We start from the raw sequence: 22,905 nt of genomic DNA, 5'->3' as shown, positions 1-22,905 counted from the left end.
GAAGCGAAATCCCCCAATCTTCAGGTGCGGGCCGCATCCCGGTAGTCCCCGGGGGCGGCATGGTAATGCCGTTTGAAGGCGCGGCTGAACGCGCTTTCCGATTCATAGCCGATGCGGGCCGCCGTTTCGGCCAGCGACAGCCCCTCGGTCACCAGATGGCGCACGGCCAGGGCCATGCGCACCTGCGCCAGAAAAGCCAGCGGCGCTGGCGCATCGGCGGCGCGGAAGGCGCGCACCAGGCTGGCGCGGGAAAGATGGGCGGTCGCCGCCAGGTCGTCCAGGATCCAGGCCCGCGCCGGATCGCGCACCAGGGCCGCCACCACGCGCGCCGTCGCCGGCCGGGCCAGCAGCCCGGCGGCTTCCGTCCCCGCGCCATGGTCCTCCAGATGGCCGCGCAGGATCAGGGTGAACAGGGCGCGGGCCAGGTCCGTGGTGACCGCGCGGCCGCCGGGGCGCGGTTCCGCCACCTCCTCCCGCATCACCTCCACCAGCCGGGCCAGGCGCTGGGCGCCCCCCTTCAGGTGCACCGCGTCGGGCAGCAGCGCGAGCAGCGGGTTGTCCGCGACCCGTTCGAAGGCGAATCGCCCGCAGATCAGCTCCAGCGCCGGCGCGTCCTCAAGGTTGCTGGTACGGCGTACCGTCACCACGCCGTTGTCGTGGCTGTGCAGCGTTGTTGCCGCCGGCGCATGGGCGCCGGGACCAGGCCCGGGACTGTGCACGGTGTGGGCGGCGCCGTGGGGCAGCAGCAACACGTCACCGGCCGTCAGCGTCAGCGTCCGCCCGGTGTCGGGCAGGTGGACCCGCGCGCCGCCCGCCATGACGATGTGGAACGGCGCCCAGCCAGGGGCTTCCCGCCGATGCGGCGCTGACCAACCGGGCCCGAACAGGCAGTGCTGCTCCACCTGCGGGCGCACCTGGATCAGGGGGGCCAGTTGGCTCAGCACGTCGTCGTCACTGGCGTTCATGGCGTTCGTTTCACCCGGTCGACTTGATCCGCGCGGTCACAATCTCGATCCGCTCGGGCATTCAGCGTTCGCGGATCCGGCGGTACCTTCTGTCCATCGGTTCACACCGGGACGCGCCGCCAAGCGGCCTTCCCCCAGCGGTCAAAGGACAGACACCATGATGCTCGATTGGAACCAGTATCGTCAGCAGATTAAGGCCGGCGTCGGCGAGTATGCGAAGATCACCCCGGAAACGGTGAAGGGGTATGCGGCCCTGAGCAACGCGGCCAACGCCACCAACCATCTGGACGCCAAGACGCGCGAGCTGATCGCGCTGGCCGTGGCGGTGACCGCCAAGTGCGACGGCTGTATCACCGTCCACACCGACGCCGCCATCCGCCACGGCGCCACCAAGGATGAGATCGCGGAGGCGCTGAGCGTGGCCATCGCCATCGGGGCCGGCGCGGCCCTAGTCTACACCACCCGGGTCATGGACGCGTACAACCAGCATCCGTCCACACAGGGCTGATAGGATCATTTTCCCAAAGCGGCGCGGGAGCGATCCCGCGCCGCTTTGGCATCTGGGGCTTTCTCACTGCGATGCCGGGAACTGATCGGGGCGATTGCGCCGTCTGTTCGTGGACATCATAGTGTTGGGGGCCTTCAGGGATCATCGCCATGACCTTCGCCGCGCTGGGAATGACGCCGTTGATCAGCGTCTTCGACATGCCGAGTGCCGTGAGTTTCTACCGGGAGATTCTCGGATTCGACCTCGTATCCGCTTCGCCGGAAGTGGAGACGCGCGAAGGCACCTTTTCACATTGGGTTTGGCTGCGGCGCGGACCTGTCGAACTCATGCTGAACACCCAGTTCGACTCGAACGAACGACCAGAAGAAAATGATCAGGCGCGGGTGGCCGCCCATGGAGACACGGTCCTGTACATCGGTTGCTCCGATGTCGATGAAGCCTTTGATGAACTTACGCGGCGCGGCCTCCAGGCCGATGCCCCGACCATGGCGCCTTACGGGTTGAAACAGTTCAGCACGAAGGACCCCGACGGCTACACCGTCGTTTTTCAAGAGGTCCGATAGCGCGGGCGCCCATCCGTGTCGGCCGGAATTTGAGGACCTCAGAAAGGCAGCAGACCCTGGCCCTGCCGCATGGTGTTGGGCAGGGCCTCCGCCGCCATTTCCTCCGCCGCCTCCTGCAACAGCACCTCATCCGCCCGGCCGCCGACCATGACGCGGCCGATCTCCAGCAGCACGGGCACGGCGAGGGGCGAGATGCGGTCCAGCGCCATGTGGCGGATGTGGCCCTTCACCCGCGCCAGCATGTCGGCCAGGCGGCGCACGTCGGTCAGGCCGGCGGCGGCCTCGGCCCGGGTCGCCTGCAGCAACAGGTGGCCGGGGTCGTGGCGGCGCAGCACGTCGTAGATCAGGTCGGCGCTGACCGTCATCTGGCGCTTGGTCTTCTCCTCGCCCGGGTGGCGGCGCTCCAGGGTGCCGGCGATGGTGGCCACGGTCTGGAAGGTCCGGCGCAGCATGCTGGACTCGTCCATCCATTCCTCCAGGTCGTCGCCCAGCATGTCCTGCGCGAACAGGGCGTCCATGTCCTGGGGCGTATTCAGCGACCAGATGGCCAACACATAGTCGGTGGCGACGAAACCCAGCGGGTGCAGGCCCATGCGCTCCATGCGGCGGGTCAGCAACATGCCCAGGGTCTGGTGGGCGTTGCGGCCCTCGAAGGTGTAGGCCACCAGGAACTCCTTGCCACCGCGCGGGAAGGTCTCCACCAGCAGGCCGGTGCGGTCGGGCAGGGCTGAGACATGGCGCTGGATGCGCAGCCACTCCGCCACCTCCGCCGGCAGCTCGCGCCACTGCCCGGGGTCGGCCAGCATGGCGCGCACCCGGTCGGCCAGGTGGGTGGTCAGCGGCAGGCGGCCGCCGGCGAACACCGGCACCTTGGGTTGCCCCTGGCCGCCCTTGGCGACGATGGCGGCGTTGTCGCGCATGCCGACATAGCGCAGCAGCTGGCCGGCGAAGACGAAGGTGTCACCCGGCACCAGACCCTGGATGAAGTATTCCTCGACATCGCCCAGCGCGCCGCCGTTGGCCATGCGCACCTTGACCGTCGGTTCCTCGACGATGGTGCCGACGTTCAGGCGGTACTGCCGCGCCACCTGGTAATTGGCCAGCTGCCACAGCCCATCCTCGCGTCGGCGCAGGCGCTGGAAGCGGTCATAGGCGCGCAGCGCGTAGCCGCCGGTGGCGACGAAATCCATCACCTGGTCGAAGCGTTCCCGTGTCAGCCCGGCGTAGGGTGCGCAGCTGCGCGCCTCGGCATAGAGATGGTCCGCATCGAAGGGGCCGGCGCAGGCCGTGCCCACCACGTGCTGGGCCAGAACCTCCAGCCCGCCGGGCCGGGGCGGGTCGCCGTCCAGCGTGCCGGCGCGCACGGCGTCGATGGCGGCCTTGCACTCCAGCACCTCGAACCGGTTGGCCGGCACCAGCAGGGCGCGCGATGTCAAATCGATGCGATGGTTGGCGCGGCCGATGCGCTGTAACAGGCGGCTCACCCCCTTGGGGGCGCCGATCTGCACCACCAGGTCCACCGCCGCCCAGTCGATGCCCAGGTCCAGCGAGCTGGTGGCGACCACGGCGCGCAGGCTTCCGCGCGCCATCGCCGCCTCCACCTTGCGGCGCTGCTCGGTCGACAGGCTGCCGTGATGCAAGGCGATGGGCAGGGCGTCGGCGTTGACCCGCCACAGTTCCTGGAACACCAACTCCGCCTGGGCACGGGTGTTGACGAAGATCAGGGTGGTGCCGCAGGCCTTCACCTGTTCGTAGACGTCGGGCATGGTTTGCAGCGCCATGTGCCCGCCCCAGGGGATTTCCCTGGTCAGTAGGATGCCGACCTCCGCCGGGGCGCCGGGGGCGCCGCGCACGATGCCCACGGGCGTGGCGGGGGCGACGGGGTGGCCGCTTAGCGCCAAATAGTCGGCCAGGGCCTGGGGATGGGCCACGGTGGCCGACAGGCCCACCCGGCGGGCATCGGGCGCCAAGCTGGCCAGCCGCGCCAGGTGCAGGGCCAGCAGATCCCCGCGCTTGGACCCGGCCAGCGCGTGCAGCTCATCCACGATGATGGTGCGCACCGTGCCGAACAGCGTCGCCGCCTCGGGGTAGGACAGCAGCAAGGCCAGGCTCTCCACCGTGGTCATCAAGATCTGCGGCGGGTGGGCGCGCTGGCGGCGGCGCTTGGCCTCCGGCGTGTCGCCGGTGCGGGTCTCCACGCGGATGGGCAGGCGCAGCTCCGCCACCGGCTGTTCCAGGTTGCGGGCGATGTCCACCGCCAGGGCCTTGAGCGGCGAGATATAAAGGGTGTGCAGCCCCTCGCGCGGTCGTTCCGACAGGTCGATCAGGCTGGGCAGGAAGCCCGCCAGGGTCTTGCCGCCGCCGGTGGGGGCGATCAGCAGCGTATGCTCCCCCCGCCGGGCCGCGCCCAGCATCGCCACCTGGTGGGGGTGGGGCGTCCAGCCGCGATGGGCGAACCAGCCGGCGATGTTGGCGGGCAGAAGGTCGGGATCAGGGAAGAGCGCGACAGGCGGCATGCCCTCAGGATATATGAGGTTCGGGCCCGGTGCCCATCACATGCTGCCGGGCGCACGCGACTGACGGGAAAATTCAGGCATGACCGAGACCAAGGGCGGCCCGCTGGGCCTGATCTGCGCCATCCCGGAAGAGATCGCCCATTTCGGGGCGCATTTCCGGGCGGACTCCGAACGCCAGATCGCCGGCTTCACCTTCCAGCAGGGCGACATGGACGGCCGCGCCGTGGTGCTGGTGGAGGCTGGTATCGGCAAGGTCAACGCCGCCATCGTCGCCACCCTGTTGTTGCAGGTGTTCGGCGTCCGGGCGCTGCTGTTCTCCGGTGTGGCCGGTGGTGTCGATCCGGCCCTGGCCATCGGTGACGTGGTGGTGGCGACCCGCCTGGTGCAGCATGATTACGGCGCCCTGGCGGGCGGCGAGATGAAGGTTTACCAGCCGGGCGTGCCACCCTTGCCGGGCTTTGATGACGCTCATGGCTATGACCTGGACAGCGGGCTTGAGGCCAAGGCCCGGGCGGCGTTGGATGGCCTGGTGCTGCCGGCCCTGTCGGCGGCGGCCACGGGCGGTGAGGCGCGGGTGCCCGGCATCCACTTCGGAACCGTGCTGACGGGCGACCAGTTCCTGAACTGCGAGACCTCGCGCGACCGCCTGTTCCGCACCTTCGCGGCGCAGGCGGTGGAGATGGAGGGCGCGTCGGTCGCCCAGGTGGCGACGCGCTGGGGCGTGCCCTATCTGGTGGTGCGCAGTCTCAGCGACCTGGCCGGCGCCGACAGCCACATGGACTTCCCCGCCTTCTGCCGGGCGGCGGCGGCCGGGGCGGCTGAGCTGATCCGCCGGCTGGCGGCGGTACTGTAACGCCCCTCGGTAGCGGCATGGGATTTCCTTGGTGCTGCTGTAGGATGCGACTGCATCCGCCGGAGGTTTCCGGGGAGCGTAGCGGACTGGAAACCGAGGAAGCCAAGCCAGCGGATGCTGGCGCCCGGCGATTGAGGGCATCAAGACAATGGGGGCGGGTATGCTGGACTACTGCGTGATCAAGGGTGAGGTCGGGGCCGCCATCAAGGCCGGCCGGCCCGTCGTGGCCCTGGAGTCCACGGTGATCAGCCACGGGCTGCCCTATCCCGCCAATATCGAGGCGGCCAAGGCCATGGAGGCGACGGTGCGGGCCAATGGCGCGGTGCCCGCCACCATCGCCATCCTGGACGGCCGCATCCGCGTGGGCCTGGAGGCGGAGGATTTCGAGCGCTTGGCCGCCGGCGGCATCCGCAAGGTCAGCCGGCGCGACCTGCCCCTGGTGCTGGCGGCTGGTGGCGATGGCGCCACCACCGTGGCCGCCACCATGATCGGCGCGCGCCTGGCCGGCATCGCCGTCTTCGCCACCGGCGGCATCGGCGGCGTGCACCGGGGGGCGGAGACCACCCTGGACATTTCCGCCGACCTGGAGGAACTGGCCCGCACCGACGTGGCCGTGGTCTGCGCCGGGGCCAAGGCCATCCTGGACCTGCCTAAGACCTTGGAATATCTGGAGACGCGGGGCGTGCCGGTGGTGGGCTACGGCACCGACAACTTCCCGGCCTTCTACACCGCCCAGTGCAACCTGCCGGTCGACAGCCGCTGCGATTCGGCCGACGACGTGGCCCGCGTCCTGCGCGCCAAATGGCAGCTGGGCCTGACCGGCGGCGTCCTCATCGCCGTGCCCATCCCGGAGGAGGCGGCGCTGGACGCCGAGGCCACCGAACAGGCCATCCGCCTGGCGGTGGCCGAGGCCGAGGGCCAGGGCGTGCGCGGCAAGGAACTGACGCCCTTCCTGCTGGCTCGCCTGGAACAGTTGACCGAGGGCGCCAGCCTGGTGGCCAACCGCGCCCTGCTGCTGAACAACGCCGGTGTGGCGGCCCAGATCGCCGTCGCCTACGCCACCCTGCGCCAGGAAACCGCCCTGCCGCGCCGCCCGCCGGGCAAGCGGCCTTTATACTGACCACCGCAGGGCATCCGCCCCGCCGCTCGGGGAAAAGCCGATCGCCGTATCATGCCGTGAAGATCAGCGAGCGATGGGCGGCGACGCCAGCCATGGCGCCGCTGGCCACGGCCAGGGGAACCGAACCCGCCAGGCGGGCCACGTCGCCGCAGGCGAAGACGCCGGCGACGCTGGTCTGTTGCATGGCATCCACCTGGATGCACTGGCCCAGGGGGCCGTCCTCGATGTCGACGCCCAGCTCGGCGGCCAGCGGGCCGGTGATGCGGGTTTGAGCCAGGGTGAAGACGCCAGCCAGGGGCACGGTGCGGCCGTCGGCCAGGCGGATGTCGGCGCCCTCACTGAAGAAGCCGGCCACGGGCGTGCGCTCGACCACCACGCCGCGCCGGTCCAGCTCCGCCAATTGGGCGGCGTCGGGTTCGAAGGCGCCGTTCAGGAACAGGGTGGTGGCGCCCCAGTCGGGCAGCATCTGGGCGTGGTGCAATGACATCGGCCCGGTGGCCAACACGCCGATGGGACCCTGGTTCAACTCATAGCCGTGGCAGTAGGGGCAGTGGAACACGTGCCGGCCCCAGCGCTCCGCCAGGCCCGGCACCTCGGGCAGGTTGTCGGTCACGCCGCTGGCCAGGATCAGGCGGGCGCCGGCCACGGGGCCGCCCGTGGTTTGCACCACGAATCCCTGTTCATCCCCGGCCACAGCGATGGCCGCGCCCTGCAGCATCTCCACCGTGGCGTAGCGCGCCAACTGGTCGCGCGCGGTGGCCACGATCTGGCCGGGTGCAGCGCCATCCTGGCCCAGGAAGCCGTGGGAGGCGGCGGCGAAGCGGTTGCGGCGCTGGCCGGCGTCGACCACCAGCACGCGGCGGCGGGCGCGGCCCAACGGTAATGCGGCCGAGAGGCCGGCGTAGCTGCCGCCGATGATGATCACGTCATAAGGCATGATGGCTCTCCGGATTTGTTCGTAACTTTCACTGTTACGATTCAATCCGGGGCGTCAAGAGACATGCCACTGTGACAGTTGCGAATAAGGATGCGGCCCGTTAGTCTGGGTCGTCACCGGGAAAGGATCGGGTTTTGAGCAGGGATTCGCGGCTGGCGCGCATGGCGCATGTCCTGGTCCACATGGCCTGCAACCATGGCGCGGCCACGTCGGACGTCATCGCCCGCATGTTGAGCACCAACCCGGTGGTGGTGCGCCGGACCATGGCGGGTCTGCGCGACCGGGGCATCGTCACCTCGGAAAAGGGGCCCCGCGGCGGCTGGCGCCTGACGCGGCCCTTGGAAGAGCTGACCCTGCTGGATGTGCACCGGGCGCTGGAGACGGTCTCCGTCTTCACCATCGGTCCCACCGCCGATCATCCGGAATGCCCGGTGGAGCATCTGGCCAACCAGGCCATCGTGGGTGCCTTGGCCCAGGCCGGCACGGCGTTGGAAGCGGCACTGGCGCAGGTCCGGCTGTCGGACATCCTGGCGGAAGGGCAGGCGCTGCGGGCGGCCCGGGATGCCGACGGTCCGCATGTATGCCCCAATACTGCCAGGGGCGCTTGGTCTTGATCGATCAAACGCCCCCCTGGGCGCCGGGCGGCCCCATCCGGGGCCTTGGCGTCCTCGCGTTTTAGAGCAGATCGCCCAAAGGCGGAATCGCCTCTGGGCGTGACGCTGCTCGCGGACAGACTCAGCTATAGCCGGCTATAGCGTGTTTCCGACTTGCATGGAAATCGTCGGAAGCAGCCGCGGGTTACAGCCGCATGGGCACTCGCTCATACGGGTGGGTCTATACCGCCGTCAGTAGGCCGGCACCGGCCCCCGGCGGCGCAGATGGCTGACCAGGCCGCCGACACCCATCAGCACCAGGGCGAACTTGACCAGGCCGCCGATGAGGGGGATCAGCTGCAGCACGGCCAGGATCAGCACCACCAGGGCATAGCGGCGGATGCGGTCGCCCGGGCTGACCGGCGGCCCGCGACGCTGGGTCACCATGTCGGCCACCGCGAACCCGGCCAGCGGCATGGCCACCATCAGCATCAGCACGTAGGCGAAGCCCAGGACCAGGGCGACCGGGATGCCGATGATGGTGATGAGGCAGATCAGGCACAGCAGGGGCACCAGGATCAGCACCACCAGGCCCTTCACCGCCGCCGGCCCGGGATCGCTGGCGATCCCGGTCGCCACGTTGGTCACGGCACCGGGGAACAGGATGTAGAGCACGGCGCCCACCAGCAGCATGCCGACGGCGAAGCTGATCATGCCGATGCCGCCGAACCACGGCATCCAGATGTGCCAGCCGTTGTGGCGGTGGCTGCGGGTGTCGGTGTTGTCGCCGCTTTCGTCCGCGTCCGCGTCACGGTGGCGGTGGTGGGCCATGCCGTCGCCCTTGTATTCCACCTTGCCCTCGATGCGGGCGCCTGCCGGCAGTTCCAGGGCGCGGTTGCCGCTGAAGGTCACGTCGCCCATGATGTGGGCGCCGGGCAGCAGGGTCAGCTTGCCGGAGGTGGCGTCCACGTCGCCCATGACCGTGCCGGCCAGGTTCAGTTCCCCGCCCTTGACCGCCACGTCGCCGGCCACCATGCCGCTCATGGTCACTTCGCCACCCAGCAGCGTGGCGTCGCCGGACACGACCGAGCTTTTCTGCATGTCGATGCTGCCCGCCACCAGCACGACGTCGCCACCGACCTGGCCCGACAGGGTGGTGCTGCCCGACAGCACGATCAGGCTGTCGGCCACCGTGCCGCTGACCGTGGCGGAGGAGCCCACCAGGATGGCGCTGCCCGCCACGGTGCTGTCCAACTGGATGGTGCGGCCCAGGGCGATAACCGTGTCATCCGCCGGCTGGTTGACCGTGACGTTGCGCCCCGTGTGCCAGCCGGTGGCCCCGGCCGCGCCCGGCAGGACCGTCAGCAGCCCAGCCAGCATGACGGCCGTCAAGGCCGCCCGAATTTCCCGCACCATGATATCGCAATCCCCGCGCTCCAGGCGCCGTCCCCCCGCGGGGCGGCGGACCTGTCAGGCGCACTGTCCACTGTAAGCGAGGTCCGGGGCAAGGGCCGCCCGCATGACGGGGCGGGGGGCCAATATGACGGGGGGATGTCGGCGCCCGGCACCTGAGGGCCCCCTAAACACCTACCGCGCCGTCAGCAGCCCGCTGCCTTCCTCGGCCAGGGGCTTTTCACCGGCGATGCTGGTGATGATGGCGCCGGCGGCGGTGTAGCGCTGCTCCGCCCGAGCCCAGACGATGCCGGGGGTGCGGGCGCGGGCCGGATGGCGGACGCCGGTGACGGGATCCACGATCTCCGCCACCGTCTGGCCCACGGCCACCGTGTCGCCCAGGGCGACGGCGTAGAGGACAACGCCGGCCACGGGGGCCCGCACGCGGTCGACCCCGGCCAAGGGCGTCGCCTGGCCGGCGGGGGCGCCCAGCGGACCCACCTCTCCGGCCAGCAGGCCGCGACGGGTCAGGACGCGCATCAGCGCCTCGGCGTCGGCGGTCGCCTGGGCATCATCAACGTCGCGGCGGCCCCGCAGCTCGATGGTGGTGGCCAGGCAGGCGGCGGGCAGGGGCGGGGCTGCCCCCGACAGGCCGGCCGTCAGGCGGTTGCGCAGACGCCACCACAGGCTGGAACAGGCCTCGTCGAAGGGATTGCCACCGGATTCCAGCGCCAGGAACACGGCGCGGCACCCCAACTCCGTCATCACGTCGGCGGCGTCGGGCCAGGATTCGGTGCCGGTATAGGCATGGAGCAGCGCCTCGCTGTCGCAATGCAGATCCAGCACCAGGTCGGCGTCGATGGCCAGGCCCAGCAGGATTTTCCGCAGGCTGTCGGCTTCGGTCGCCGTTTCCCATGCCGCGATGGCGGCCAAGGCGGCGGCGCGCACCAAGGCCACGTTGGCGGTCGGGTCGGGGCCCAAGCGGCCCAGCACGCGATCGGCCACGGGGGCGGCCAGGTCGGGGAAGTCGCGGTTGAAATTGACGCCGCTGCTCAGCGCGAAGCGGCCGATGGCCGTCCCCAGCACGGCCTGCGACAGGCCGATGGGGTTGGCGTAGGGCACCAGGACGATGTCGCCCCGGATTCGGCCCTCGGCGTCGGCGGCCCTGAGGCGGGCCAACAGGTGCTGGGCCACCAGCAATCCAGGGATCTCGTCGGCGTGCAACGCCGCCTGGATGTAGGCCTTGGGGCGGGCGCCCGCCGTGTCGACCGGACCGAAGCGATGAACCGTCACCCCCCGGCGGGTACCGGGAAAGCCATGGTCCAACAGGATGTCTTCGGTGGTGTGCGGCATGCGGGTATTAACACTTCAGCCGGGGCATAAGGCAACCGCCGGATGATGAACATCCGGCGGCAGGCCCTTCAATGCGATCCGGGGATCAGGCGTCCTCGGCTTCCCGAACGTCGCCACCCAGAGCCTTCAGCAGGTCGAAGGCGCGGCGGCGCACGGCGCCGTCCGGCACGCGGTAGTAGGCGCGCACCAGTTCCAGCGTTTCCCGGCGGGCCATGGTCTCGCCTTCCTCGCTGCCCAGCGCGATGCGCGTGGCCTGCTCGGTCGCCGGCAGGTCTTCGAAGAAGAACCCGACGGGCACGCCCAGCACCTGGGAAAGGTTGAACAGCCGGCTGGCGCTGATGCGGTTCATGCCCCTTTCATACTTCTGAAGCTGCTGAAAGGTGATGCCCACGGCCTCGCCCAGGATCTCCTGGCTCAGGCCCAGCAAAGTACGGCGCAAGCGCAAGCGATTGCCGACGTGGATATCGATAGGATTGGGACCTTCGCCGCGCTTCGAAAGCGAGTACGCGGACGCAAGGGCACCGGTCACAGAGCTCTTTTGAGCACCCATTTGTATTGACCTCGATTTAACAACTGCCGCCCCTCCTTTATCGCAGAATCGCCCCAGGCAAAAGGATTTATCGGTGAAAGCAGCCGCCAAGGCCAATGCATGACAAAATTGTCATGTCTATTTGTTGGTTAATGCGTCATTTGCTCAAAGAATTGGCGGTCAACCCCTGCGTGTGCGTCCATCCAGGGTCAACAGCGACGCATAGAGCTCCGGCCGGCGGTCGCGGAACACCCCCCAGGACGAACGCATGGCCGCGATCGCGTCCAGATCGAAGGTGGCGGTCAGCACCGTTTCCTCCGCGCGATTCGCTTCCGTGACCTTTTCACCCTTAGGGCCGGCGATGAAGGAGGAGCCATAGAAGGTGATGGACCGGTCGTCATCCGTCTCCGTCCCCACCCGGTTGCTGGCCACCAGCGGCATGAGATTGGCGCCGGCATGGCCCTGCATCACCCGCTGCCAATGGTCGCGGCTGTCCAGCGTGGGGTCCTGCGGCTCCGACCCGATGGCGGTGGGATAGAACAGGATCTCCGCGCCGGCCAGGGCCATGGCGCGCGCCGTCTCGGGGAACCACTGGTCCCAGCAGATGGCGGTGCCGATGGCGGCATAGCGGGTCCGGTAGACCTGGAAGCCGGTGTCGCCCGGGCTGAAGTAGAACTTCTCCTGATACCCGGGGCCGTCGGGGATGTGGCTCTTGCGGTAGATGCCGAGGATGGCGCCGTCGGCGTCGATCATGGCCAGGGAGTTGAAGTAGACGTTGCCCGCGCGCTCGAAAAAGCTGGTGGGCAGCACGACCTGAAGCTCGCGGGCAAGGGCCGACATGCGCGCCAGCACGGGATGGTCCTCCGCCGGTGCGGCATGGGAGAAATGGGCCGCCTTCTGGTTGATGCAGAAGTAGGGCGTCTCGAACAGTTCCTGCGGCAGGATGATCTGGGCGCCCGCCGCCGCGGCGTGGCGCACCAGCGCCTCCACCCGGTCGATGTTGCCGCCCTTGTTCCAGTCGCACCACGTCTGCGTGGCCGCCACCGTCACCTGTCGCATCGCTCGCCCTCCTCCATGAAAACGCCAAAGCCGCCCATGATAGCGACCTTCGTGACAGTCGCTATCGTTTGGGCACGAAAACCGGCTGGCCGTCCACCATGCCCCGGGCGATGCCCACGCCATAGATGGTGCGCAGCAGATCGGGTTCCAGCACGGCGTGCGGTGGGCCGTCCGCCACCACCCGGCCGGCATGCAGCATGACCACGCGGTCGCACCAGGCCGCCGCCGCGTTCAGGTCGTGCAGGACGGTCAGCACCGCGCGTCCGTCACTCCCGCCCTTTCTCCCGTCATGGGCCAGGCGGCGCAGCAGGGCCATGACCTGAACCTGATGCAGGGGGTCCAGGCTGGCCGCCGGCTCGTCCGCCAGCAGGATGTCCGGCTCCCCGGCCAGCACGCGGGCCAGCAGCACCCGCGCCCGCTCGCCACCCGACAGGGTGGTGGCGACCCGGTCGCGCAGGTGCGCGCAGTCGGCGGCGGTCAGCGCCCGTTCCACCGCGGCGCTGTCGCGGGCGCCATTGTCGCGGAAGGGGCCCCGGTGGGGCAGGCGACCCAGCGCCACCACGGCCGCCACCGTCAGGGGCCAGTGGATGTCACGGTCCTGGGCCAAGTAGGCCAGGCGGCGGGCGGTGGCGCCGTCGGGCGGGGTGGGCAGGGGCCGCCCGTCCAGGGTGACCGTGCCGCCATCCGGCCGCCGCAGGCCGGCCAGGATGCGCATCAGGCTGGATTTGCCGGCGCCGTTGGGGCCGATCAGCCCGCACACCTCGCCGGCGCGCAAGCTCAGCGACACGCCGTCCAGCACCGGGCGGCCGTCCAGGACCAGGCGGATGTCATGGGCTTCCAGCAGGGTCATGCGAGATTCCGTCGGGTGGACAGCACCAGGCCGAGGAAGAAGGGCGCGCCCAGCAGGGCGGTGACCACGCCCAGCTTCAGCTCGGGCCGTGGTCCGCCCAGGCGCAAGGCGGTGTCGGCCGCCAGCACCAGGCAGGCGCCGCCGGCGAAGGAGGGCAGCAGCAGGCGGCGCGGCTGATGGCCGACCAGGGGGCGCAGCAGGTGGGGCACCACCAGGCCGACAAAGCCGATGGCGCCGGTGACGGCCACCGCCGCCCCCACCGCCAGGGCCGTGCCCAGCACCACCCGGGCGCCCACCCGACCCACCGGAAAGCCCAATGATTGGGCCGTGTCCTCGCCCAGGGACAGGGCGTCCAGGGCCGGGCCCACGCTCAGCAGCAGGGCGGCGCCCGCAGTGACGAAGGGGGCGGCCAGATAGACCTGGTCCATCGTGCGGTCGGCCAGCGACCCCATCATCCAGAACACGATCTCCGCCAGGGCGTAGGGATTGGGCGACAGGGACAGGGCCAGCGAGGTGGCGGCACCGGCGAAGCTGCTGAGCGCGATGCCGGCCAGGATCAGGGTCAGGACACCGACGGAGCGGCCGGCCAGCGCGAACAGCAGGGCCACCGCGACCAGGGCGCCGGCGATGCCGCCCAGGGGCAGCGCCAGGGCGAAACGGTTGGCGAACCCGCTGTAGAAGGCGATCACCGCGCCCAGGGCCGCGCAGGGCGACACGCCGATCACGGCGGGTTCCGCCAGCGGGTTGCGCAGCATGCCCTGCAAGGCCGCCCCCGCCATGCCCAGCGCCCCGCCCACCAGCAGGCCCAGCAGGGCGCGGGGCAGGCGGATCTCGGTGAAGATCACCCAGGCCGTGCCGCCCCCGCCGCCAGTCCCCCCATTGGCCCGCCAGTCGGCCAGCACGCCCGCCAGCGACACGCCGCTGGCCCCCAGCGAGAGGGAGGCGACGAAGAGGGCCGCCATCAGGGGCAGCAACAGGGCCAGGGGATGGCGCCGCGTCAGGACGGTCACGACCGGCCCCCATCCTGGCGGGCCAGCCAGTCGGCCCGGGCGTGGGCCAGGGCCTCCACCGCGGCGGCCGTGTAGGGACCGCCGCAGCCCAGCAGGTTCTCGTCCAGGGCCGGGCGGCGGTCGGGCGGTATCGCCCGCGCCAGGGCGGGATGGCTGATCAAGGCGCCGGCGAGCGAGGGGCGGTCCTTCACGCCCCTTCCCGGCGAAGGGGCGCCGGTGATCAGCAGGTCGGGCGGATCGGCCACGATGCCCTCCACCGTCAGGTAGCCATAGCCGGTCATGCCCTTGGCCTCGGGATAGTTGGCCAGGCCCGCCGCCCGCATCACGGCGGCGGTCAGCGTGCCGGCGCCGGAGGTGAAGGCGCCCGGCGCCAGGGACAGGGCGGTGGGCCGCCGGCCGTCGCCAGGGGCCGCCGCCGCCAGCCGCCGGTCCATGTCGGCCAGCAGGTCCTCCCCCTTGGCCGATTCGCCCAAGGCGGCGGCCACCGTGCGCACCTGGGCCCGGATTCCGTCGAAATCCGCGATCAGGCCCACCTGTACGACTGGGATATGATGGGCCTTGGCCATGCGCACGGCGGGTTGGGCGGTGTAGGTGCCGGCCAGCACCAGATCCGGCTTCAGCGCCAACAGTTCCTCCGCCCCGCCCTCGGTGACGGCTATGCCCTCGATGCGGGTCGCGACATAGGACAGTTCCGGGTCCCGGGCCAGGCGCGACAAGGCGGCGATGCGTCCCGGCGGCAGCAGCAGGGCCGCCAGCTGGTCGGTGCAGAGATTGAGGGAGACGACGCGACGGGGCGGTTCCCCCGCCCGCGCCAGCGACGCCGCCGCCGCCGCCGGAGCCATGGCCAGCACCAGGGTCATGGCCGCCGCCAGCCGCCCCATCCTGTTCGCGATCACCCTGCCCCCGCTGCGACAAAAGCCGGCCACATGCCACCGGCCGCGCTAATGGTTAGCGGCGGGGCGATGTTCTGGGAAGGGCGTTGGGCCTATCACTCGTCGTCGTCGTCGATTTGGGCGGGCATCGTCGCGCCGTCCAGGATGGCACCCTCCAACACGGCGCCGCGCAGGTTGGCGTCGATCAGGTTGCCGCCGCTCAAATCCGCGCCGCGCAGGTCGGCGCCCGACAGGTTGGCGCTGCGCAGGTTGGCCCGTTGCAGGCTGGCCCTGATCAGCAGGGCGTCGGCCAGGTTGGCGGGCCACATGCGGCCGATGGGGCGCCCATCCGGGCCCTTGATATCGACGGAGCCGATTTCCGCCCCGTCGAGCTTGGCGCCCGTGAGGTCGGCGCCGCGCAGGCTGACACCATCCAAGGTGGCCCCGGTGAGGTCGGCGCCGCGCAGGTCGGCGCCCGCCAGATCGGACATGATGAACAGGGCGTCGCGCAGCTTGGCGCCCACCAGCTTGGCGCTCTTCAGGTCGGCACCGCTGAGGTTCACGCCCTTCAGGTCGATATGGCTCAGATCCTCGCCCACCAGTTCGGCCCGCACGCCCTTGGCGCCGTTGCTGAGGATCCAGGCGCGGTGGCGGTCCAGCGCCGACTGGATCTTCTGCGAGAAGTTTTCCGAGCCGCGGGCCAGATTGGCGCCCGTGGTGTCCACGCCCGTCAGGTCGACGCCTTCCAGGTTGGCGCCCGTCAGGTCGGCGTTGGTCAGGATCGCGCCGCTGAGCGAGGCGCCGGCCAGGCGGCAGTCGCGCAGCACGGCACCCGTGAGATTGCTGCCCGACAGGTTCACGCCGCGCATGTCGCAGTTGGTGAAGTTGGCGGACTTCAGCACCGACTTGGACATGTTGCAGCCCGACAGTTGCGCGCCGGAGCAGTCGGCCCCCACCATGCTGGTCTCGCTGAGGTCCGCGCCGGCCAGATTGGCGCTGGACAGCAGAGCGTCGTCCATGTCGGCGCCGCGCAGGTCGGATTGCTGCACGCTGACCTGGCCGGGGCCCCGGCGGTCCAGCAGGGCGCCGCCGCGCAGGTCGGCCTCACGCAGGATGGCGCCCTTCAGCCGGGCGCCGCGCATGTGGGCGCCGCGCAGGTCGGCGCGGTAGAGGTTGGCGTTGATCAGCACGGCGCGGGTCAGCCGGGCGGCGAACAGGTCGGCCATGCTGAGGTTGGCGGCGGTGAAATCACAGCCCGTGAGGTTGGCGCCGGACAGCTTGGCCGATTGCAGGTTCATGCCGACGAAGCTGGCGCCCTGCAAGTCCATCAGGGGCAGCATGGCCCGCGCCCCGCCGGTCTTGCGCTTGAGCCAGCGGTCGTGCTTTTCCAGGACGGCGATTAATTCGTGCGGTGTCATGCCCAGGCCGGGCCTTTCAACTGAATTCCGAGAATTTGTGAGGCAGTTTGTATTTCTTTTGGACTGGTTACAACTCAGCATCCTACTCCTTTGCTAAGAAAACATTGACGGTGGCGGCGCATTGGCCAAGCTAGGGCTATTGGGGTAGGCGGGCCCCCTGCCGAGAATTGGGCTTGGACGCCGCCCTTCATCAGTTAAGGAACGTGAGCTTATGTCGACCGGTCATATCGTGGCGTCCTATGACGATGAACTGGCGCAGTTGCACAGTGCCATCACGGAAATGGGCAGGCTGGCCTCCACCCAGCTGACCCGGGCGCTGAAGGCGACGCTGGACCGGGACGGCGACCTCGCGGCTTCGGTGATGGCGGATGACGCGCGTGTCGACGCTTTGGAGCAACGGATCGAGAACCAGACGCTGAAGCTGCTGGCGCTGCGGGCCCCGGTGGGGCGTGACCTGCGCGAGGTGGTGGCGGCGCTGAAAATCTCCAACAACCTGGAGCGCATCGGTGACTTCGCCGCCAACGTCGCCAAGCGCTCCCTGGCCTTGAACCAGATGCCGGAGGTGGAGCTGACCCGGTCGCTGCGCCGCATCGGTGACGCGGCGAACGACATGCTGACCCGGGTGGTGACCGCCTACGCCGATGGCGATGCCGCCGCCGCGCTGGCCGTGCGCGACGCCGACAGCGAGGTCGATCTGGCCTACACCGCGTTGTTCCGCGAGTTGCTGACCTACATGATGGAATCGCCCCAGCGCATCACCGCCTGCACCCATCTGATGTTCGCGGCCAAGAATCTTGAGCGCATCGGTGACCATGCCACCAACATCGCCGAGACGCTGTGCTTCCAAATCCTGGGTCAGGCCCCGGGTGAGGAACGGACCAAAGGTGATGACAGCGCCCTGACCATCGTCACCCCCGGCGCCTGAGCGAGGCGGGCGGGGCCGCCTGGCGCGGGCCTGGCGCGGGCCCGGCGCGGAATGGAAACGGCACGCGGTTTGCTTCTCTCATTGTCGGGGCCGCCCGGTGGTGGCCTTCGGGTTAGAATCGAGCCGCCAATGATGAACCGCCCCCAGCTCCGCACCCCTGTCTTCTCCCGCCCGCCTTTCCTCCTCAGGGCCCTGCGCGCGGCGGCGCTCTGGGGCCCGATGGCGGCGGCGGGCCTGCTGTCCGGCTGCGCGGAACGCCCGGTGGCGACCAGCTTCCTGACGGCGCCCCAGTACAAGATGGAGACGGCGGCCCACTGGGTGCTGGTGGCCAAGGACGTGTCCTCGGCAGTTTCCGCCTACTTGCAGGAACAGACGGGGCAAAAACCGCCGGTGCAGGTCTACCTCACCCGGCATGGCGACACACTGTTCGCCGACGCCTTCCAGCAGGCCGTGACCACCGCCTTCGTCCAGAACGGCCATGCCGTCGCCATGGAACCCAAGCCCGATGTCGTCATGGTGGCCATCGACGTGCTGCCCATGGCCCATCCGCGAATCTACGGCGCCAACCACAGCGTGCCCGGCCCGCTGACGGCGCTGGGGGCCGGGGTGGCGGTGGGCCGGCTCATGTGGGACGCCGTGCCCTGGGGCATCACCGCCGCGGCCGCCGGCCTGGCGCTGGATACCGCCCGGGCCACGGTGGACGAGACCAACACGGAATTGATGCTGACCGTGTCCATCAGCCGGGACGGCTATTTCATCTACCGTTCGCAAGCGGTCTACTACGTTGACGACGACGCCCTGGCCGAATATCTCGGCGGGCCCGGGCCCGGGCCCGGGGCCAGCGGCCGCTACCGCAGCTTCAACGATGTGCCGGAGGGCAATATCGGCCTGGACCTTGCCCACAAGCCCTATGTGATTCGCTGACGCCCGCCGCCTCGCGGCTGGCGGGCTCTCCGGGAACTATCGCTTGGGACGCGCCAAGGAACTGGTGCCGGCTGCGAGACTTGAACTCGCGACCTACCGCTTACAAGGCGGTTGCTCTACCAACTGAGCTAAGCCGGCGACCGGTCGGCCCCGGTCATCCGGGGCGCGGCGCGGGCAGACCTTAGCGTCGCCGCGCCACCTCGTAAAGTGCTACGGCGGCCGCGTTGGACACATTCAGGCTGCCGATGGGCGGCCGGGTCGGCAGATGGGCCAGGGCGTCGCAACGCTCCATGGTCAGGCGGCGCAGGCCGTCGCCTTCCGAGCCCATGACCACCGCGACGCGACCGGGGAAGTCCAGCGCGTGCAGGGCCTTGGGCCCCGATTCGGCCAGGCCGACGCACCAGAAACCTCCGTCCTGCAGTTCCGTCAGCGCCCGGGACAGGTTGGTGACCCGTACCAGGGGCACCACCTCCAGCGCACCCGACGCCGTCTTGGCCAGCACGCCCGTCACCTCCGGCGCGTGCCGGTCCTGGACGATGACGGCCTTGGCCCCGAAGGCGGCGGCGGAGCGCAGGATGGCGCCGACATTGTGCGGATCGGTGACCTGGTCCAGCACCACCACCATGTCCGTCTCCCCGCAGGCGCGCACCACGTCGGGCACGTCCAACTCGGGCAGGGGGCTGGCGTCCAGCACCAGGCCTTGATGCACGGCGCCGGCGGGCAGCAGGCGGTCCAGCGCCTCGCGATCCACCATGGTGGGGGCGGGGCGGGTGAGGCCGGCCCGGGCGGCGTGGGCCAGGGCTTCGGCCATCAACTCCAACCCGGCGGGCGTCGCCAGCAGGGCCTTGCACCGCCGCTCGGGATTGGTCCAGGCCGCCACCACCGGATGCTGGCCATATAACAGTCCGGGCTTGGGCGCTGGCTTCTTGCCCGCGCCGCGCGCGTCGGCGCGGTCCTGTGGCGGGCGTTCGGCCGGCGGGCGTTGGGCTTGCGCGCGCGGGCGCTCGCCGCCGCCATGAGGGGCCGCCTTGGGTGCGGCGGCACCCGGTCGGCCGCCATCGCGGGGCTGGCGGGATGAGGGGGTGGGGCCGTTGCCGCCGGTGCGGGAACCGCCCTGGTTTGAGAATCCAGATCGCTTCATGATGCCATCCTTAGCGCCAAGCGGTGCAGGCTTGCCACTGCTTTCGGCGGAGCATGGCACGGTTGCTTCCACGTCTTTTCACCGGACCAACATTTCCCCGTTGACAGGAGGGGGTCGAAACGCCTACCCACCTGTCCACCGTTTTCGACCCCGGTCGGACACGCGGCGCACGGAAGGGTGGCCGAGTGGTTAAAGGCAGCAGACTGTAAATCTGCCCGCGTTAGCGTACGTAGGTTCGAATCCTACCCCTTCCACCATTTTGCCGGTAAAGCCGCCCCCCAGACAATGAGGGGTGGGTTTACTGGCTCCCCGCGTGCGCGAAGCAGTTCGGGGCGAGAGCGGCCAGACTTAGGCGCCAGACTTAGGCGGGTGTAGCTCAATGGTAGAGCAGAAGCCTTCCAAGCTTACGACGAGGGTTCGATTCCCTTCACCCGCTCCAGTTCGTTGCTTCTCGCGGAACCTAAAAGCTTAAACTTCAGACTGTCACGCAAAGGCGGATAAGACCATGGCCAAGGCGAAATTCGAGCGCACCAAGCCGCACTGCAACATCGGCACGATCGGTCACGTTGACCATGGCAAGACGTCGCTGACGGCTGCGATCACCAAGGTGTTGGCGGAAAGCGGTGGTGCCACGTTCACCGCGTACGACCAGATTGACAAGGCGCCGGAAGAGAAGGCGCGCGGCATCACGATCTCGACGGCGCACGTCGAGTACGAGACGGCCAACCGTCACTACGCCCACGTGGATTGCCCCGGCCACGCCGACTACGTGAAGAACATGATCACCGGTGCGGCGCAGATGGACGGCGCGATCCTGGTGGTGTCGGCCGCCGACGGCCCGATGCCGCAGACCCGCGAGCACATCCTGCTGGCCCGCCAGGTCGGCGTGCCCGCCCTGGTGGTGTTCATGAACAAGGTCGACATGGTCGACGACCCCGAGCTGCTGGAACTGGTGGAGCTGGAAGTGCGCGAGCTGCTGAGCAGCTACGACTTCCCTGGCGACGACATTCCGATCGTGAAGGGCTCGGCGCTGTGCGCGCTGGAGAACCGGAGCCCGGAGATCGGCCATGACGCCATCCTGGAGCTGATGAAGGCGGTCGACGCCTACATTCCGCAGCCGGAGCGTCCGGTTGACAAGCCCTTCCTGATGCCGATCGAAGACGTGTTCTCGATCTCTGGCCGTGGCACCGTGGTGACCGGCCGTGTCGAGCGCGGCATCGTGAAGGTGGGTGAGGAAATCGAGATCGTCGGCCTGAAGGCCACGGTGAAGACGACCGTCACCGGCGTCGAGATGTTCCGCAAGCTGCTGGACCAGGGCCAGGCTGGCGACAACATCGGCGCGCTGCTGCGCGGCACCAAGCGTGAAGACGTCGAGCGCGGCCAGGTTCTGGCCAAGCCCGGCTCGATCACCCCGCACACCAAGTTCGTGGCCGAAGCCTACATCCTGACGAAGGAAGAAGGCGGCCGTCACACCCCGTTCTTCACCAACTACCGTCCCCAGTTCTACTTCCGCACCACGGACGTGACGGGCATGGTCTCGCTGCCGGAAGGCACCGAGATGGTGATGCCGGGCGACAACGTGCAGGTGACCGTGGAGCTGATCGCCCCGATCGCCATGGACGAAGGCCTGCGCTTCGCCATCCGTGAAGGCGGCCGTACCGTCGGCGCCGGCGTGGTCGCCAAGATCATCGCCTAAGCCTTCAAACGGGCTTTGAGTACCGTCAGGCGGCGTCCCCCGGGGCGCCGCCTGTTCGGCTTTTGGGAAAGGCGGCCGTTTCGGCCGCCTTTTTCGTCATGGTGCTTGGCGCCAAGCTTTCCCGGCATGTCTCCCGGGTCTCCTTGTCGCACCCCCTTATTCCCGGTCCTATTCGCGACGGCTCGCGGCCCACTGTTCCGTGAGAACTCCAAATCGACTTAGGTCTTTGGGATTATGACGAATGACAGAGTGGAAGAGTTTGTCGACTCACGGCCGGCGGCGGGGCCCGGCCCGGACCGTGGTTGTCCAGCCGTTGCCCGGTTTGGGCGACATGATCCAGCTGATCCCCGCGCTCAAAGGACTGGCGCGGGGTGATGAGAACGGCGGCGTCGATCTCATCACCCTTGAAAACTTTCCGACCGAGGCGGTGTTCGCCGGCACCGACTACGTGTTCCGCCATGCCGGTGCCATTCTGCGCCACGGCTACGCCAGCGCCGCCCTGACCAAGGGGGACCAAGGCGGCGGCCGCACGGGGGGCGACGGCGGAGGCGGCGGTTCCGGCAAGGCCCGCCGGAACGTCGTCCGTGAGAACGTCCGGCGGGCCCTGGTGCTGTTCGACATGGCGCGCCTGATGCGGTCGGGCCGGTATAAGCGCGCCGTCATCCTGGGCGCCTCCTGGCGCTACGCCGCCGCGGCCCGTCTGGCGGGCATCGAGGACGTGGCCGGCTACGGCTCCCGCCTGCAAACCCTTTTCCTGAATGACGGCCTCATTCCTGATGGCCGCAGCATCCGCCATCTCCATGCCCAGCGGCTGGGGTGCGCCGCCATCCTGCTCGACCGCCTGGGCCTGGCCCTGGAGGGGGCGCCGGAGCTGGTGCTGCCGCCCGAGGCCGCGGCCCTGGCCGCCGCGCCTTACGCCCACCTGCCGCGCCCCTGGACGGCCGTGGCGGTGGGGTCCGCCGATCCCAACCGGGTCTGGCCGGCCGACCGCATGGCGGCGGTGCTGGATCGGCTGCATGGGGCGGGACGGACCACGCAGTTCATCGTCGCCACCCAGGCCGAGGCGCCCTTGGTGCAGGGGGTGATCCGGGCGTGCCGGACCGCCCGGCCGCTGCCCCTGATCGGTCAGCCGCTGCGGGAGGTCATGGGGCTGCTCGCCGCGTGCGACATGGCGTTCTGCACCGATTCGGGAATCATGAACGTCGCCGCGTCGCTGGGCGTGCCCACCCACGCGCTGTTCGGCACAGTCCAGCCCTATGCCTATTGGTCATGCCTGCACCCCATCGTGTCGCGGGCTGGGGTGAGGCCCGACGTCGGGGTGTCCGTCATCGACCTGGACGAGGTGCTGGGACATTTCGTGACTCAGGGCATCCTGCCGGGCTAATAGTATGCCCGGCGGCGGACGGCCCGGGGAAATCGGGGCCTTCCGTTGCGGCTGGGCGCCGCCGGCCCGGGAGCGCGCCGGGCGTCATGCCACGACCAGCCGCTTCCCGCGCCGGGAGCGCCTTCCCCCGCCTGATTTATTTTTCTGGACAAGAGGTCGGGATTAGTGAATAAACCGGCGCTCCGTGACGCGGCAAGCCGCCGACGGCGACGTAGGAGTGTAGCTCAATTGGTAGAGCACCGGTCTCCAAAACCGGGGGTTGGGGGTTCGATCCCCTCCACTCCTGCCACGTCGCCG

21 protein-coding genes and 4 tRNA genes are annotated in these 22,905 nt (G+C 69.5%); 12 read left to right on the top strand and 13 right to left on the bottom strand.

Annotation, left to right across the window (positions count from 1 at the left end; translation table 11 throughout):
- Positions 1-20: 20 nt before the first annotated feature.
- Positions 21-965, bottom strand: coding sequence for an AraC family transcriptional regulator (locus tag FHS74_RS22270; RefSeq protein ID WP_184805420.1), 945 nt, complete (start codon positions 963-965; stop codon positions 21-23).
- Between the two features lie 157 nt (positions 966-1,122).
- Between FHS74_RS22270 and FHS74_RS22265 the strand changes: the two genes are divergently transcribed.
- Both FHS74_RS22265 and FHS74_RS22260 read left to right on the top strand, forming a co-directional pair.
- Positions 1,123-1,473 carry a carboxymuconolactone decarboxylase family protein gene (locus FHS74_RS22265; RefSeq protein WP_425491361.1) on the top strand — a complete coding sequence of 117 codons (351 nt, stop codon included), beginning with the start codon at positions 1,123-1,125 and terminating at the stop codon, positions 1,471-1,473.
- Between the two features lie 149 nt (positions 1,474-1,622).
- On the top strand, positions 1,623-2,036 hold the full coding sequence (locus tag FHS74_RS22260) for a VOC family protein (RefSeq protein WP_184805418.1): 414 nt from the start codon (positions 1,623-1,625) through the stop codon (positions 2,034-2,036).
- Between the two features lie 38 nt (positions 2,037-2,074).
- Here the strand turns inward: FHS74_RS22260 and FHS74_RS22255 are convergent, their stop codons facing one another.
- On the bottom strand, positions 2,075-4,552 hold the full coding sequence (locus FHS74_RS22255; protein ID WP_184805415.1) for a ligase-associated DNA damage response DEXH box helicase: 2,478 nt from the start codon (positions 4,550-4,552) through the stop codon (positions 2,075-2,077).
- Positions 4,553-4,631: 79 nt separating this feature from the next.
- Here FHS74_RS22255 and FHS74_RS22250 point away from each other — a divergent pair, with 79 nt between their 5' ends.
- A complete protein-coding gene (locus FHS74_RS22250) occupies positions 4,632-5,405 on the top strand; it encodes a 5'-methylthioadenosine/adenosylhomocysteine nucleosidase (protein ID WP_184805412.1) in 774 nt (257 codons plus the stop codon).
- 160 nt (positions 5,406-5,565) lie between these two features.
- Positions 5,566-6,525: a pseudouridine-5'-phosphate glycosidase gene (locus FHS74_RS22245; protein ID WP_184805410.1), complete on the top strand. Its 960-nt coding sequence runs from the start codon at positions 5,566-5,568 to the stop codon at positions 6,523-6,525.
- A 49-nt stretch (positions 6,526-6,574) separates the two neighbouring features.
- Here FHS74_RS22245 and FHS74_RS22240 read toward each other — a convergent pair whose 3' ends face one another.
- Positions 6,575-7,462 (bottom strand): NAD(P)/FAD-dependent oxidoreductase, encoded by an 888-nt coding sequence (locus FHS74_RS22240; RefSeq protein WP_184805407.1) that lies wholly within the window; start codon positions 7,460-7,462, stop codon positions 6,575-6,577.
- A gap of 134 nt (positions 7,463-7,596) precedes the next feature.
- On the opposite strand from FHS74_RS22240, the gene FHS74_RS22235 reads away from it, so the two are divergent.
- Positions 7,597-8,076, top strand: coding sequence for an Rrf2 family transcriptional regulator (locus FHS74_RS22235; RefSeq protein WP_184805404.1), 480 nt, complete (start codon positions 7,597-7,599; stop codon positions 8,074-8,076).
- Positions 8,077-8,307: 231 nt separating this feature from the next.
- On the opposite strand, the gene FHS74_RS22230 is transcribed toward FHS74_RS22235, so the two are convergent.
- The 8 genes from FHS74_RS22230 to FHS74_RS22195 form a co-directional block, all read right to left on the bottom strand.
- Positions 8,308-9,471, bottom strand: a complete 1,164-nt coding sequence (locus FHS74_RS22230) for a bactofilin family protein (protein ID WP_184805401.1) — start codon at positions 9,469-9,471, stop codon at positions 8,308-8,310.
- 171 nt (positions 9,472-9,642) lie between these two features.
- Positions 9,643-10,800, bottom strand: coding sequence for a succinylglutamate desuccinylase/aspartoacylase family protein (locus FHS74_RS22225; RefSeq protein WP_184805399.1), 1,158 nt, complete (start codon positions 10,798-10,800; stop codon positions 9,643-9,645).
- A gap of 85 nt (positions 10,801-10,885) precedes the next feature.
- A complete protein-coding gene (locus FHS74_RS22220) occupies positions 10,886-11,350 on the bottom strand; it encodes a helix-turn-helix domain-containing protein (RefSeq protein WP_184805396.1) in 465 nt (154 codons plus the stop codon).
- 159 nt (positions 11,351-11,509) lie between these two features.
- Positions 11,510-12,388, bottom strand: coding sequence for an N-carbamoylputrescine amidase (aguB, locus tag FHS74_RS22215; protein WP_184805392.1), 879 nt, complete (start codon positions 12,386-12,388; stop codon positions 11,510-11,512).
- Between the two features lie 61 nt (positions 12,389-12,449).
- Positions 12,450-13,238, bottom strand: a complete 789-nt coding sequence (locus FHS74_RS22210) for an ABC transporter ATP-binding protein (RefSeq protein WP_184805389.1) — start codon at positions 13,236-13,238, stop codon at positions 12,450-12,452.
- Positions 13,235-14,248, bottom strand: coding sequence for a FecCD family ABC transporter permease (locus tag FHS74_RS22205; protein ID WP_425491360.1), 1,014 nt, complete (start codon positions 14,246-14,248; stop codon positions 13,235-13,237). Before FHS74_RS22205 ends, FHS74_RS22210 begins: the two co-directional genes overlap by 4 nt.
- Entirely contained in the window at positions 14,245-15,144 is a 900-nt protein-coding gene (locus FHS74_RS22200) for an ABC transporter substrate-binding protein (protein WP_184805386.1), read from the bottom strand. Before FHS74_RS22200 ends, FHS74_RS22205 begins: the two co-directional genes overlap by 4 nt.
- Positions 15,145-15,236: 92 nt before the next feature.
- Positions 15,237-16,538, bottom strand: coding sequence for a pentapeptide repeat-containing protein (locus FHS74_RS22195; RefSeq protein ID WP_184805383.1), 1,302 nt, complete (start codon positions 16,536-16,538; stop codon positions 15,237-15,239).
- A gap of 211 nt (positions 16,539-16,749) precedes the next feature.
- Here FHS74_RS22195 and phoU point away from each other — a divergent pair, with 211 nt between their 5' ends.
- Both phoU and FHS74_RS22185 read left to right on the top strand, forming a co-directional pair.
- The gene (gene phoU, locus FHS74_RS22190; RefSeq protein ID WP_184805380.1) at positions 16,750-17,463 is read left to right on the top strand and encodes a phosphate signaling complex protein PhoU; all 714 of its coding nucleotides are present in this window, start codon (positions 16,750-16,752) and stop codon (positions 17,461-17,463) included.
- Between the two features lie 129 nt (positions 17,464-17,592).
- Positions 17,593-18,387: a hypothetical protein gene (locus FHS74_RS22185; RefSeq protein WP_184805376.1), complete on the top strand. Its 795-nt coding sequence runs from the start codon at positions 17,593-17,595 to the stop codon at positions 18,385-18,387.
- A 62-nt stretch (positions 18,388-18,449) separates the two neighbouring features.
- Here FHS74_RS22185 and FHS74_RS22180 read toward each other — a convergent pair.
- Both FHS74_RS22180 and rlmB read right to left on the bottom strand, forming a co-directional pair.
- Positions 18,450-18,525 (bottom strand) — tRNA-Thr (locus FHS74_RS22180).
- A 43-nt stretch (positions 18,526-18,568) separates the two neighbouring features.
- Entirely contained in the window at positions 18,569-19,528 is a 960-nt protein-coding gene (gene rlmB / locus FHS74_RS22175; protein WP_184805373.1) for a 23S rRNA (guanosine(2251)-2'-O)-methyltransferase RlmB, read from the bottom strand.
- 171 nt (positions 19,529-19,699) lie between these two features.
- Here rlmB and FHS74_RS22170 point away from each other — a divergent pair.
- From FHS74_RS22170 to FHS74_RS22150, 5 genes are all read left to right on the top strand, one after another.
- Positions 19,700-19,785, top strand: a tRNA-Tyr gene (locus tag FHS74_RS22170).
- Between the two features lie 108 nt (positions 19,786-19,893).
- Positions 19,894-19,967 (top strand) — tRNA-Gly (locus tag FHS74_RS22165).
- A 66-nt stretch (positions 19,968-20,033) separates the two neighbouring features.
- Positions 20,034-21,224, top strand: a complete 1,191-nt coding sequence (tuf, locus tag FHS74_RS22160; RefSeq protein ID WP_184797135.1) for an elongation factor Tu — start codon at positions 20,034-20,036, stop codon at positions 21,222-21,224.
- Between the two features lie 331 nt (positions 21,225-21,555).
- Entirely contained in the window at positions 21,556-22,608 is a 1,053-nt protein-coding gene (locus FHS74_RS22155) for a glycosyltransferase family 9 protein (protein ID WP_184805370.1), read from the top strand.
- Between the two features lie 213 nt (positions 22,609-22,821).
- A tRNA-Trp gene (locus tag FHS74_RS22150) sits at positions 22,822-22,897 on the top strand.
- The last annotated feature ends 8 nt before the right edge of the window (positions 22,898-22,905 follow it).

The sequence above is a fragment of the Nitrospirillum iridis genome (genome assembly GCF_014205765.1).
GTDB lineage: Bacteria > Pseudomonadota > Alphaproteobacteria > Azospirillales > Azospirillaceae > Nitrospirillum > Nitrospirillum iridis.
This window is presented reverse-complemented; position numbering and strand designations above follow the sequence as displayed.